Source organism: Leptospirales bacterium (assembly GCA_019694655.1).
Taxonomy (GTDB): domain Bacteria; phylum Spirochaetota; class Leptospiria; order Leptospirales; family Leptonemataceae; genus SSF53.
The window spans coordinates 502,501-515,568 of the sequence record JAIBBN010000001.1 but is presented as its reverse complement, the minus strand read 5'-3'; the positions used below and the strand labels follow the sequence as shown (position 1 = coordinate 515,568).

The window sequence follows — 13,068 nt, the reverse complement described above, 5'->3', positions numbered from 1 at the left end:
CAGGAGCGGCCGGCGCATCAGCTGGCCGCGTTCTGTTCCACCATCTGATAGAATTCGTCAAAGAGGTAGGCTGCATCATGGGGACCGGGGCTGGCTTCGGGATGGTACTGAACGCTCATGATCGGTCGATCTTCAGCGCGAAAACCCTCCACCGTTTGATCATTCAAATTGGTATGCGTGATGCGTACGCCGCCCTCGCCCTCGGCGGCCACCGCAAAGCCATGGTTTTGCGAAGTAATTTCAACCTGTCCGGTCAGCTGGTTTTTTACCGGCTGATTGCCGCCGCGATGGCCAAACTTCAATTTGAAAGTATGCCGGCCGGAGGCCAGGCCAATCAATTGATGCCCCAGACAGATGCCAAAGACTGGCTTGCGAGAATCGATGATGGCGCGCACCGTCTCTACAGCGTACTGCAGCGGTTCGGGGTCGCCGGGACCGTTGGACAGAAAAAAGGCGTCCGGGCTTTCCGCGGACAGCTCGGGCCAGCGAATGTCCGCCGGGTAGACGCGCACCGCAAAGCCAGCGCGATCAAGCATGCGCAGGATGTTGGTCTTTACGCCAAAGTCAAGAACGGCTACGCGATATTTCTTTCCGCTCTGTTCGCCAAAATTGTAAGCGGCCCTGGCGCTGACCACGCTGGCCAGGTCCTGACCGCTCATCTCCGGCGATTGGCGCACCGCCTCCAGCATATCCGGATGATAGTCGCGGCCTACAAAGAGCCCGCTGCGCATGGCGCCTTCCTTGCGCAGCATCAAGGTCAGACGGCGCGTATCGATGCCGTCCATGGCCGGAGTGCGGTACTCCTGCAGGAACTCGGCGAGATTGCGCTCGGCGTTGAAATTGCTGGGCTGTGCAACGTATTCCTTCACCACCAGCCCGGCGGCCTGAATGCGGGCTGATTCCATTTCCGCCTGGCAAACGCCGTAGTTGCCAATCATCGGATAGGTCAGAGTTACAATTTGCCGACAGTAGGAGGGATCGGTCAGGATCTCCTGGTAGCCTGTCATACTTGTGTTGAAGCAAGCCTCGCCAAGGGCGTCCGTCTCGTAGCCAAAGGACCGACCGCGAAATACGGCGCCGTTTTCCAGGACCAAGAGAGCAATCGGGCGGCGAACGGACATTCCGGCAGGGTTCCAGCGACGCTTGCGCCGGTCAAGTCTCGGCGACCTTCGCGATGGTTGACATTTTCCTTGCCGTCGGGCGGCGCTCGGCCAGGCTTCCTCGAAACGAGCGGATTTCCTCCGCCGCCTTGCGCGCACCGGCGTTCGCAGCGGCGGAGGTTGCCCTGCCGTTGCAGGCCGACGCACGCGATGGAGATTTCATGAAACAGGTTTCCGCCACCATGGTCGATCAAGTCCTTGATCTGGAAACGCGAGGCGAACGTTCGGCAAACTACGTTCGACTCTTCCTGGGCGCGCTCTTTGGCCTGGGCACGGCGTTGTCTTATTCCACCGGAGGCATAAGCGACGAACTGCTGCCCTACTACGCCGGCGGCGTAGCAGTATTTCCGCTGCTCTTTGCGACATCCTGGATCATCCAGCTGGCCGGGCTGTATCGTTCGCCGCTCAAGTACTTCTTCACTGTGGCGGAAGCGGCGGCGGCCTTCACCGTCTGTGCTTCGTATGTCTTCGTCCCTGATGCCGATCCTACCTTTTCGCACCACAATATTCCATTGAATGCCGCTTTCTTCATGCTGTTGGCCAACACAGCGCTGCGTTTTTTGCCGCGCTATACGCTGGTATCCACCGCTATTTTTGCGCTGACCTATCTCGGCGTTGATCTTGCCATCTGGCTCTATGCCGGCGTTCCGCTGGTTATTTCCTCGACCGATGCCGCGCAACGCGCGCTAAGCCTTACGACTATCGTGGTAGTCGAACTATTCTTGATCGGCCTTGGCGTGGCGATCTTCGCCGGCGGACGTCATGTCCGTCGACTGCTGGCAATGATGTCCAGGCTGGAAGGGGACGCTCGCGGCCACCTTGGTTCGCTTACGCAGCTGCTCGACGAGATTGGCAGCAATGCCAGGGATTTGAATCAGATCGTTCAGGATATCAACAACAGCACCGCCGACAATGAAGATCGCAGTCGCAATCAGATGGCGGCCATCGAGGAAACCTCCGCCACGATGGAAGAAATGAGCGCGTCGATCAAATCGATCGCCGACCAGGCGCAGGCTCAGGATGAACTCTGCGAAACCAGCGCTGCCAGCATGCAATCGCTCGATACGCTGGTCCGTCGCATCCAGGCCGCCAGCCAGGAGGCGACGCGCAAGGGAGACAACACCATTGAAGCGGCAGTGCGCGGCGAGAAGGAGCTGCAACGGGCCGGCGACATCATCCAGAGTATTCAGAGCAGCTCCAACAAAGTCGCCGATATCGTCACGGTCATCAATGGCATTGCCGACAAGACCAACCTGCTGGCATTGAATGCCGCCATCGAGGCGGCGCGAGCCGGCGAAGAGGGCCGCGGTTTTTCGGTGGTCGCCGATGAGGTGGGCAAGCTGGCCGAACTCTCCAGCCGCAATGCCCGTGAAATCGAAAAACTCATCCGCGATACGCAGGCGGTTACCGAGAGCGGCGTGCAGTCGATCGCCGAAACGGTGGGCGCAATCCAGGGTATCATCGCCGGCATCAAGGATATCGCCGCACTGATCCGCCAGGTGCATGCAATGGTCGGCGAGCAGAGCGCGGCCAGCGATCAGTCGGTCCAGCAGACCGGCGCCATCCAGAATCTGGCCCGTGAAATGCGCGACGCCACGCAGGAACAGATGAATGGCGTTCGCGAAATTCTGGCGGCGATCGACTCGCTCAATAAGTCGTCGGAATCGATTGTCCACTCTTCCGAGATCTTGCGCGCCGCCGGACAGTCGCTGCTGCGTGTCAACGGTCGCCTGAATGATAGGGCCGCCGCCTTCAGCCAGTCGAGCCGTACTATGCAGCCAGACTAGCCTCTGGATCTATGGCAGCGAATGGAATTCTCGAACAATATTGTAAGCCTCAGTAATTGGCCCATCTACTGCGCTATCGCGCTGCTTCTGGCAAATGTCTTTGTCCAGCGGCGTTTTCAGGACGCCTTCTTGCGTCTGGACGACATTGTGCGTCAGCGCATGGTCGAAGGAATGCATCGTTTTAGATTGGCGCGCATTCTGGTGGTATCGGCGGTGCTGGCGGCGTTGCTTCTGGTTTACATGAATCGCGGCGAAAACTGGCGCTGGAACTCCTATCTGCTGGCGCTAACAGCGCTGGGCGTCGGCCTCTGGTATATATTTGGATACGAACTCATCCGGCGGCGACTGCAGGCGCTGTCCATCCCTGCCGAGTTCATTCGCCTCTACGTCGCTGATCGCTGGCTGATGCTGCCGGCCTTGCTTTTGTTGCTCTTCGGTCTGTGGCAGAAAAACGCGCCCTTCTGAGGGGCCGCAATCAACGTCGGCGCTGTCCCAACCAGAAGCGCCATTGCGATGCATTGCGAAAACGCTGTCCGCTGATCTCGCTCAGGGCCGCCATTGCCGCCTCGCGCAGTTCGCCGGAGTCTTCATCAAGCAGTGCGCCCAGAGCGTCGATCGCTTCGTTTTCCTTTCGCCGCCCCAGGGCGCGCGCCGCTGCGATACGCAGCTCGTCATCGTTGCTCTGCAGCGTCTCCAGTAGAATTGCTTGTGAACGCGGACCGGGAATCAGGCCAACGGTTTCCACCGCCTGAAAGGCAAGATCGCGTCGGTCCTTGATTAGCGCTTGCAGATCTTCCAGCGACTCCGGATCGCGCACTGCGCCCAGCGCCTCAATCGCCAGCAGCGCCAGGCGTCGATCATCGCTGGCCGCTGCAACGCGCAGCGCCGGAGAAGCTTCTCTGGCTTCCATCACGCCCAGCGACCAGGCGGCGCCGTAGCGTCCCTCGCCTTCGCTCTCCTGCAGCGTGCGAATCAACAGAGCAATGCTGGCGCGGTCGCCAATCCAACCCAGACTGCGCGCCAACTCTTCGCGCGCGGGCAAAGAAGTCTCGGCCAGCATTGATTCGATACTCGAGCGCGCCGCGGCGTACTTCTGCCGACCAAGGATGTAGGCTGCAGGACCAATGGTTGCGCTGTCGCGTTGCTTCAGCAGCGCCAGAGCGCGCGGTCCGCTGCGCAGATCCTTGATCTCGCCAATCACCCGTGCAGAGCCGTAGCGCACCTCGATCCGCGCATCCGAAAGCAGAGCAAACAGTCCATCATTTGCCGCCGGATCTTGCGACTCGATCAGGGCAAGAATCGCATTCTGTCGTCCCTTATCAAAATCGCCGGCGATTGCCGCAACCAGCGTTGGCGTCGCGCGCCGACTCCTAATTTCTCCCAGCGCCAGCAATGCGGAGGCCAGCGCCGGAGTGCCGCGTTCGCGTTGCGCCAGAGCCAGCAGATAGCCCTCGGCAGCGCGGCAATGCAGACGACCCAGAGCGGTGGCATAGTCGACAGCGTGGTCTGAATCCGAATCCTGTTGCGCAAGGGCGAGGATGGCGCCGCCCTGTTCCTCGGCCTGGAGCTGCACCAGGCTGTCGATCGCCTTCAGGCGCAGCTGCCGATCTGGATCGCGCAACAAAGGTGCAATCGCCGCGCCGGCGCTTCGATCGCCCAGTCGAACCATTGCCTCCAGGATGAATTCCCGTCCTATTTCGCGATCAGTGCGCAGCATTCGCACCAGGATGGGCGCCGCTCTCCGCTCGCCAAAGGCGCCAAGGGCCAGAGCGCAGGTTTGGCGAACCGCCGGCGAGGGATCCTTCTCTGCCAGAAGCAGGAGTTCTGGTACAGCGTCGCGATACTCGCCGCGTAGAATTTCCAGCGTTGCGTTGCTGCGCACTCGCCACTCCGCGGACTTTAGCTGCGCCATCAACTCCGGCAGCGGCGCCACAGCCGGCGGATCGAGCTGGGCGCCGGGCGGCGTCGTCGGCAGCGGCGGGCCTTTGCACCAGGCTGAAAACAAGCCAGAGAAGGAAACAAGAGCCACAAGCAGCCAACGGCCTCCTTTGCGCGAATCCCAGGTTCTCATGGCGGAATTTGAGCCTGGACTGCGCGGATCTCTTCCAGTTCCTTCTTCCAGCGCGCAAGGTCCGACTCTGCTGTCTGCTGCTGGTCCTCCGGCAGGCGACCTTTTTCCATGGCGTACTCAACCAGCTGAATGCGCGATTCCAGTTCGCGCACTTTGAAGGAAAAGTAACGCTGTTGTTCTTCTGGCGCCAGCGTCGGCTGTAGCGGCGCTTCAGCGCCCTCCTGGCCAGGAGCGGCGCCACGGGCCTGCGCGCGCTGCGCCGCCAGGCGCGACTCGACGCTGCCGACAACGTCTATCGTACGGCGCGATTCATCCTTTTGCTCCTGACTCTGCTCTGGCAGGAACTGGGCGGGAATATAGATGTTTTCCGGATAGCGCGCCGCGAATTCCTGAAATTCCCGTCGTACTGCGGCGCGATCTGGTCGCGGACGGTCAATGTCCGGCCAGAGCCGTCGTATCTCATCAAGCTTTTCGATATCCTCAGCAGGGTCCGGCGCCGACAGCCACTGCTGCGGTCCGTCCTCGCCGGGATTGGGCGGATCGCCGACAATCCACGGCTCGCCCGGCTTGCTGTTGCGCAGCAGATAGACCAGCGCCACGACCAGTGCGGTCGCGGCTACAACTCCGACCAGAATGAGCAAACGCCTGCGATCCATAACTCACTTCCGCAGTTGAACAGCCTGGAACAAGCCGCGGCAAACATCCCTGCTGCTGTGGCCTGGCATGTTCCAGATTGCTCGAACGGTCTCAATCAGACAAAGATATTGATCAACCAACTGATCAATTGTCCCACAAAGGAATTAGTCAAAAAGCCCTTCAGATCGATGGGATTGCGATTTAAGGAATCATAGTACCAGGCCGCATACTCATCGATTGCCGGAATCGATACGCCATATTTGGCGTTGATCGATCGAATCAATTCATTTGCGAGCACGGCATGTCCATAGCGATTGGGATGTACGCCGTCGAGTCCAAAGATGCCGGGTTTGCCTGGCAACGGCCAGTTAGCCTGCGCCAATCCAGGGCTCCAGCCGCTGGAAGAGCGAATGACTCTACCGTTTCGCTTGATATCATCGAAGACCACGCGCGCATCGGTGATCGCGTAGCCATTGGCCGCCGCCTGATTGTAAATCTCCTGATTGAGCTTGGTCAAAAAGGTCGTGATCGTCGCCACTTCGCTGTCATCCAGCACATGATCGGGGCTGGACACCGAAGTCCGGTAGAAGGCGCGCAGTCCGCTATAGTTAGCGCGTCCCTGCGGATCGCGATACTCTTCCAGATAGGCAATGGAAGTTACATTGGGTACGGTAAAGACGACGCCGCCGCGAACGCTGGCAATTGCCTTCAAGCGGCGAAAGGCTTCCGGGATATCGCGGCGGAAGCGCGCTTCATCCAGGCAGGCCAGCGAGGTGGCCAGCGCAGTACAGAGCACATGATTGGCGCCGACCGACGCAAACACAAAGCTCGGTTGAACCTTTTCCATGATCTGCAGCTGCGTCCCGCTGCTGCGCAAACCAAAACGATGGTACTTGTCCGGTTCCTGACAATCCGGCGCCTGCACCCAACGATAGGTGAACCAGTACCAGGTCTTCCAGTACCACTCCTTGACCCACTTTGCGGCGGTGATATCCTGACAGGCCCCGCTGGTGTAGAGCGCATTGGTATAGTCCGCGCCAGTGATGCCGGCATGCGTTGGCGTTCCGACTGTGGCGTCATTTCCGCCAATCAGTGCGCCGGCAATGCAGAAGACGCCACAGTCGCCCTTGAGTACATCCTCAAGGTTTAGATAGGGTCCCTTCAAGTAGTTATAGCTGAGCGCAGCGCCGGCCTGCTTGCTGATCAGTACGGGATAGGCCCAGTCTTGCGTTTTGCGCTCGACGGTGGCGCCATAAAATCCCTGGGAAAGCGAATCGCCAATGGCCCCCGGTCGCGCAAAAAGCTGACCGAGCGTCTCCGCTGCGATGGAATGAAACGCGCCCGATAGCGCGAGCATAGCCGCGCCGGCAACGGCGCTTACTGCCGTAGTCCGCATAGAACCCTCCAAATTTCGCAACGCTCGCGAATATGTATGCCCGACGGAGCCGGGTGCAAGCGTCCTCGACAGTGTGTCAGTGTTCCGCAGACGCGGCCAAGTCTTTTTCGAGGCCTGCGGACTGACAAAACTCAAGGGGGCGACGCCGCTGGCGGCCGACCCCACTGATCTGGCGTGTCCGGGGGAGGTTCATAGGGTGTCGGCCGATTCCCGAAGCGATAATCTGGAGTGTCGCGTTCCGCGCCGGGGTCCTGAGTCTCAAAGACGCTGCGGCCGTAAAGGGTGCGGCCGCTGGTAGCCGGCTGCGGCGGAACAATGGGCGGTCGCTCGCGAAAGAGCGCCAGATTTCCTTTGAAGCGACGTTGGCATTCCGAGTTGGCGCGCCGCAACCAGCCTGGTTCAGGCTCATACTCTACGTTCCACAGCGCCGCTGTTTCGCATGCAATCTCGGCATCGCCGATCGAGAGCAGGGCCTTCATTGCCTCGTCCTTGTTCTGCGGCGTGGCCAATTTCAGCTGGCAGAGGGCCAGGAAGTAATCGCGGCGCGGCGAACGCGGCCGCGCCTGAAGGCGACGCAGCGCAATGGGGCCAGGCGATTTCAGGCAGTCCAGGCCGGCGTGTAGAAGTTGTACCGGTTCGCTATAGACCTCCTGGACGCTCATCTTTGAAGGATCAACCAGAGCGCGCGCCAGATCGAAACGTTCCATGGCGGCATAAATCAGCGCAAGGCGTTCGCGCAGCGCCGCATCCGGTTCAATGGACAGCGATTCCTGCATCAACTCCAGCCCGGAAAAAAGCGAAATACGGCGCAAACTCAAGAGCTCGCCCAGGCCAGCAAGTGCGCGCGGATTGTTGGGTCGGGCTCGATAGGCCTCTTCGTAGATTTCGAGAGCGGTATCATAGTCGCCGCGCATCAGGCGTTCGCGGCCCGCATCCGCCAGTGCGCGGCTTTCATCGCAGGATAGCAACAGGGCCAAAAAGAAGAGCGCCGCCAGCGCCTGAAAAGTGCGCAGCGGATTCATGGATTATAAACCTGCCACATGCTGCTCACAATGCTGTCAAGGTCGGAGCACTGTGTTTGCCAGTTCATCTGCTGTGCGGCAAGCGCAGCGCTGGCAATGAGTTCCGGCGGATCGCCTGGGCGTCGACCAACATCGCAATGTGGAATAGGTTGGCCGGTGATTCGTCGCGCCGCCTCCAGACACTCCAGGACGCTCAGGCCTTTTCCAGATCCCAGATTTACAATGAGGTCGCGATCTCTGGCACAGATGAATTCGAGCGCCATCAAATGCGCCCGGCTCAAATCATTCACGTGAATGTAGTCGCGGATGCAGGAACCGTCTGGCGTGGCATAGTCCCGTCCATAGATGTCGAGCTGCGGACGCATTCCGCAGGCGACTTCCATCAGTATTGGAAAGAGGTTGTTCGGCCCCTGCTCCAGTCCACGGACGCGATTCTTTAGATCGTAGCCGGCGGCGTTGAAATAACGCAGCGCGGCAAAGCGCAGCCCTTTCAGCTTTGAAAACCATTGCAGGTTCTGTTCAATGACTAATTTGGTAAATCCATAGTAATTGATCGGCGCCAGCGGATGCTGCTCGTCCACTGGCAGGTATTGCGGCTCGCCGTAGACTGCAGCCGTGGAACTGAAGACGAGGCGGCGACAATCGTGCTCCAGCATCGCCTCGATCAGGCGAAAGCAGGAGCGCACATTGTTCGCGGAGTACAATTCTGGAACGCGCATCGAGTCGCCGGCCGCTTTGGAAGCCGCAAAATGGAAGACAGCCTCCAGATTGCTCTGCAAGAAACGATGGAGATCCTCTTCGCGACCCAGATCGCCCTCCAGGAAGGAGTAGCATGGCTCTGCCGAGAAGATGTTCCTGGCGTCGCCCGTAGACAGGTTGTCGATGACCAGCACCTGGTGTCCGGCAGCCAGCAGATCCAGGACAACGTGCGAGCCGATATAGCCGGCGCCGCCGGTCACCCCAATGCGCATGGATGACGGCTACCGGGGATGGCGCTGTCCTGGAAGCCGGATTTTCGGTTGAAAGGACCCCCGACGATATTTCTCTGCGACTGCAGGCCATTTTTGGCATCGCCTGGCAGGCCTGGATAACCTACGGGGGAGATATGTCGTCGGAAGAAGAAGGCAAAGAAACACTGCTGATAGCCAGCAAGACCAAGGCTTATATCAAGGATCAGGGCTGCATGGTAGCCGGTGATGCATTGGACGAGTTGAACCGCAAGGTCTACGAGCTGATCAACAATGCAGTGAAAAGAACGAAGGAAAATAAGCGCACCACGCTGCGCGGCCACGATTTCTAATTCTTGCATCACGGCGGGTTCGTCTCCGGGCCCGCCGTCTTCGAGGTAAAATGGCAGCAGGTGTTCGTGTCATCAAGTGGCCGCATAAGGAAGTCCCCAGCGAAGAATCCGTTCGCGAGGAGATGCACCGTTTTGGCTACCAGACCTACGATCTGCAGACCATTCCCGGATGGTTTGAACGCAGTCGGCACGCTCACGATCATGATGAGATCCGCGGCGCGGTGCGCGGCGTCACCACCTTCCATTTTGATGACGGCCCGGTGACAATAGAGGCCGGCGATATCCTCTTCATACCAGCCGGCATCCCGCACGAAGTACGCAGTCACAACGCAGCAGAGTTCAGCGCATTTAAGGGCTCGATCAGCGGTCAGCGTTCGGTCACAGAACTTGGCGACGGTCGCGGCAGCGTGGAAGAACTTCAATCCCGCCAGAAACAAGGGTGAGCGGCAGGTCGCTGATTTTCCTGGACCTCGATGGTACGATCGAGGACAGCCGTGCGGACATGGCCGCTGCGGCAAATCGTGTGCGCCTGGGCTTTGGACTCGGGCAACGCGATGCCAGACAATTGCATTCGCTGGTCAATCAGGGGATGCAGCGACTCTACGAAAGCTGCTTTGACGACTATCTCACAATCTCCGCCGGCGTGGATCGCCAGGCGCGAATGGAAGCCCTGCGCATCGCTTACGAGACGGATTACGCGCAGCACATTGTAGATACTACTCAACTGTACGCTGGTATGGCGAGCGCGCTGCGTTCCCTTTCCAGTCGGGGCTCTCTGGTTTGCTACACCAACAAACCAGAGGCGCTGGCCACGCTGCTCTTGCAGCGACTCAATGTAGGCGATCTCTTTGCAGCAGTGATAGGCGGCGACAGCTTTGCCGAATCCAAACCCTCGCCGGCGCCTATGCGCATGATTGCCGCTCGTCTGCATGCTGCGGGAAAGGCCGTCATGATCGGCGACAGCGGCGCGGATCAAGAGGCCGCACACAATTTTGGCGCCGCCTTTCTCTGGTGCGCCTGGGGTTATACGGCGACGCCGCCTGCGGGCAGCACGGCGGCTTCCTCGCCAGAGGAACTGCCCCGCCTGGTTGATCTTGCCCTGAGCCATTGAGCGCGACGCAGTCGCTGCCTATCAAATTCTCTGTAAAGTTAATCGGAGCGGATAGACGCCGCTCCAGAAACCAAACAAAAAACCCCCGGCGCGAAAACCGCGACGGGGGTTTCAGGGCGGCCGCTCTCGCGGTCGCAATTTTGGAGCGCAGAACCCGGCAAGGGTCGCTCCGCATCATCTGGCTCAAACTCTTGAACCGCGCCGGAACCTTTTGAGCTCCGGCGTGATGTAATATGGTCAAGCCTCACGACATATTAGTACTGCTCGGCTGAACGCATTACTGCGCTTACACCTGCAGCCTATCAACGTGGTAGTCTTCCACGTGTCTTCAGGGACCGAAGTCCAGGGAGATCTCATCTTGAGGTCGGCTTCCCGCTTAGATGCTTTCAGCGGTTATCCGTTCCGAACGTAGCTACCCAGCGGTGCCGCTGGCGCGACAACTGGTGCACTAGAGGTTCGTCCATCCCGGTCCTCTCGTACTAGGGACAGCACCCCTCAAATCTCCAACGCCCGCAGTGGATAGGGACCGAACTGTCTCACGACGTTCTGAACCCAGCTCGCGTGCCGCTTTAATTGGCGAACAGCCAAACCCTTGGGACCTGCTCCAGCCCCAGGATGCGACGAGCCGACATCGAGGTGCCAAACCGCGCCGTCGATATGAACTCTTGGGCGCGATAAGCCTGTTATCCCCGGAGTACCTTTTATCCGTTGAGCGATGGCCCTTCCACACAGAACCACCGGATCACTAAGCCCTGGTTTCCCATCTGCTTGACTTGTTTGTCTCGCAGTTAAGCTCTCTTGTGCCTTTACACTCTATGCGCGATTTCCGGCCGCGCTGAGAGAACCTTTGGGCGCCTCCGTTACTTTTTAGGAGGCGACCGCCCCAGTCAAACTGCCCGCCTGACATTGTCCCGAAGGTTCTAGCCTCCGGTTAGAACTCCAGCTAAGTGAGGGTGGTATTTCAAGGACGACTCCACCGGGACTGGCGTCTCGGTCTCAAAGTCTCCCACCTATCCTACACACACTCAACCAAAGTTCAGTGCCAGGTTACAGTAAAGGTTCACGGGGTCTTTCCGTCCAGCTGCGGGTAGCCTGCATCATCACAGGCACTACAATTTCGCCGAGTCAGTTGTTGAGACAGTGGGGAGGTCGTTACACCATTCGTGCGGGTCGGAACTTACCCGACAAGGAATTTCGCTACCTTAGGACCGTCATAGTTACGGCCGCCGTTTACCGGGGCTTCAATTCGAAGCTTCGCCTTGCGGCTAACATCTCCTCTTAACCTTCCGGCACCGGGCAGGTGTCAGCCCCTATACGTCGTCTTACGACTTTGCAGAGACCTGTGTTTTTGTTAAACAGTCGCCACCCCCCTTTCACTGCGGCCCCTGAGAGCTCCAGCTGTACGCCTTCACCCTCGGGGGCGCCCCTTCTTCCAAAGTTACGGGGCTAGCTTGCCGAGTTCCTTAACAACTGTTATCTCGAGCGCCTCAGGATACTCTCCTTGCCCACGTGTGTCCGTTTACAGTACGGTCGCCGCGGCTTCTCGCTTAGAGGTTTTTCTAGGAGGCATGGCGTCAGCGGCTTCATCGGCCCGTAGACCGACTGGCTCCAGTCCTCAGCTCAGCGCCGGATTTTCCAGAACGCCTCAACGCCTACAACCAGAGAGGGAGTAAACCAACACTCCTCCCGCCTAACCTTCCCCGTCACCCCATCGCTCAAACGAAACCACGACGGTGCAGGAATGTGAACCTGCTTTCCATCGGCTACGCCTCTCGGCTTGACCTTAGGTACCGACTAACCCCCGGCGGATTGACCTTGCCGGGGAACCCTTGGGCTATCGGCGAGCGGGAATTTCACCCGCTTTGTCGCTACTCATGCCGGCATTCTCACTTGTGAACACTCCAGCGCTCCTCACGGTACGCCTTCAATGCTGAACACAACGCTCCCCTACCACTCTTACGAGTCCATGTCTTCGGCGTGATGCTTAGTCCCATACATTTTCGGCGCGGAGACGCTCGACCAGTGAGCTATTACGCACTCTTTTAATGATGGCTGCTTCTAAGCCAACATCCTGGTTGTCTATGCGTCTCCACTTCCTTTACCACTTAGCATCAACTTAGGGGCCTTAGACGATGGTCTGGGCTGTTTCCCTTTCGACAACGAAGCTTATCCCCCGCTGTCTGACTGCTGCATTCTGGAGTTGGAGTATTCGGAGTTTGACAGGGTTTGGTAGACTGGTAGGTCCCCTAATCCAATCAGTGCTCTACCCCTCCAACTGAACATGCAACGCTAGTCCTAAAACTATTTCGGGGAGAACCAGCTATAGCCGGGTTTGATTGGCCTTTCACCCCTATCCACAAGTCATCCGACAATTTTTCAACATTCACCGGTTCGGGCCTCCATCCGGTTTTACCCGGATTTCACCCTGCTCATAGATAGATCACCACGGCTTCGGGTCTGCTCCGCGTTACTCAGCGCTCATTTCGAACTCGCTTTCGCTTCGGCTCCGGCATTCTATGCCTTAACCTTGCAACGCAAAGCAACTCGCCGGCTCATTCTGCAAAAGGCATGCAGTCACCCACATA

Annotated in this window: 11 protein-coding genes and 1 rRNA gene (1 of these 12 only partly in view); 5 read left to right on the top strand and 7 right to left on the bottom strand. The window is 58.8% G+C overall.

The annotated features are described in order from the left end of the window. Positions 1-17 precede the first annotated feature (17 nt). Positions 18-1,121, bottom strand: coding sequence for a glutamine-hydrolyzing carbamoyl-phosphate synthase small subunit (carA, locus tag K1X75_02430; GenBank protein ID MBX7056894.1), 1,104 nt, complete (start codon positions 1,119-1,121; stop codon positions 18-20). Between the two features lie 200 nt (positions 1,122-1,321). On the opposite strand from carA, the gene K1X75_02425 reads away from it, so the two are divergent. Both K1X75_02425 and K1X75_02420 read left to right on the top strand, forming a co-directional pair. Next, positions 1,322-2,947 carry a methyl-accepting chemotaxis protein gene (locus tag K1X75_02425; protein ID MBX7056893.1) on the top strand — a complete coding sequence of 542 codons (1,626 nt, stop codon included), beginning with the start codon at positions 1,322-1,324 and terminating at the stop codon, positions 2,945-2,947. A 21-nt stretch (positions 2,948-2,968) separates the two neighbouring features. Next, positions 2,969-3,412 carry a hypothetical protein gene (locus K1X75_02420; GenBank protein MBX7056892.1) on the top strand — a complete coding sequence of 148 codons (444 nt, stop codon included), beginning with the start codon at positions 2,969-2,971 and terminating at the stop codon, positions 3,410-3,412. Positions 3,413-3,422: 10 nt separating this feature from the next. On the opposite strand, the gene K1X75_02415 is transcribed toward K1X75_02420, so the two are convergent. From K1X75_02415 to galE, 5 genes are all read right to left on the bottom strand, one after another. Beyond that, positions 3,423-4,976 carry a HEAT repeat domain-containing protein gene (locus tag K1X75_02415; protein MBX7056891.1) on the bottom strand — a complete coding sequence of 518 codons (1,554 nt, stop codon included), beginning with the start codon at positions 4,974-4,976 and terminating at the stop codon, positions 3,423-3,425. A 38-nt stretch (positions 4,977-5,014) separates the two neighbouring features. Further along, on the bottom strand, positions 5,015-5,674 hold the full coding sequence (locus tag K1X75_02410) for a hypothetical protein (protein MBX7056890.1): 660 nt from the start codon (positions 5,672-5,674) through the stop codon (positions 5,015-5,017). Positions 5,675-5,769: 95 nt separating this feature from the next. Beyond that, positions 5,770-7,011 (bottom strand): hypothetical protein, encoded by a 1,242-nt coding sequence (locus K1X75_02405; GenBank protein ID MBX7056889.1) that lies wholly within the window; start codon positions 7,009-7,011, stop codon positions 5,770-5,772. Positions 7,012-7,181: 170 nt separating this feature from the next. Then, positions 7,182-8,072, bottom strand: a complete 891-nt coding sequence (locus tag K1X75_02400) for a tetratricopeptide repeat protein (protein MBX7056888.1) — start codon at positions 8,070-8,072, stop codon at positions 7,182-7,184. Beyond that, positions 8,069-9,043 carry a UDP-glucose 4-epimerase GalE gene (gene galE / locus K1X75_02395; protein ID MBX7056887.1) on the bottom strand — a complete coding sequence of 325 codons (975 nt, stop codon included), beginning with the start codon at positions 9,041-9,043 and terminating at the stop codon, positions 8,069-8,071. The genes K1X75_02400 and galE overlap by 4 nt, the downstream gene beginning before the upstream one ends. Before the next feature lie 134 nt (positions 9,044-9,177). Here galE and K1X75_02390 point away from each other — a divergent pair, with 134 nt between their 5' ends. The 3 genes from K1X75_02390 to K1X75_02380 are packed head-to-tail and all read left to right on the top strand — an operon-like array spanning position 9,178 to position 10,483. Then, complete coding sequence (locus tag K1X75_02390) at positions 9,178-9,372, top strand: hypothetical protein (GenBank protein ID MBX7056886.1); 195 nt, start codon at positions 9,178-9,180, stop codon at positions 9,370-9,372. Positions 9,373-9,422: 50 nt separating this feature from the next. Beyond that, the gene (locus tag K1X75_02385) at positions 9,423-9,815 is read left to right on the top strand and encodes a cupin domain-containing protein (GenBank protein ID MBX7056885.1); all 393 of its coding nucleotides are present in this window, start codon (positions 9,423-9,425) and stop codon (positions 9,813-9,815) included. Continuing rightward, positions 9,812-10,483: an HAD-IA family hydrolase gene (locus K1X75_02380; protein ID MBX7056884.1), complete on the top strand. Its 672-nt coding sequence runs from the start codon at positions 9,812-9,814 to the stop codon at positions 10,481-10,483. Before K1X75_02385 ends, K1X75_02380 begins: the two co-directional genes overlap by 4 nt. A 233-nt stretch (positions 10,484-10,716) precedes the next feature. On the opposite strand, the gene K1X75_02375 is transcribed toward K1X75_02380, so the two are convergent. After that, positions 10,717-13,068 (bottom strand): 23S ribosomal RNA (locus tag K1X75_02375); it runs 609 nt beyond the window's last position.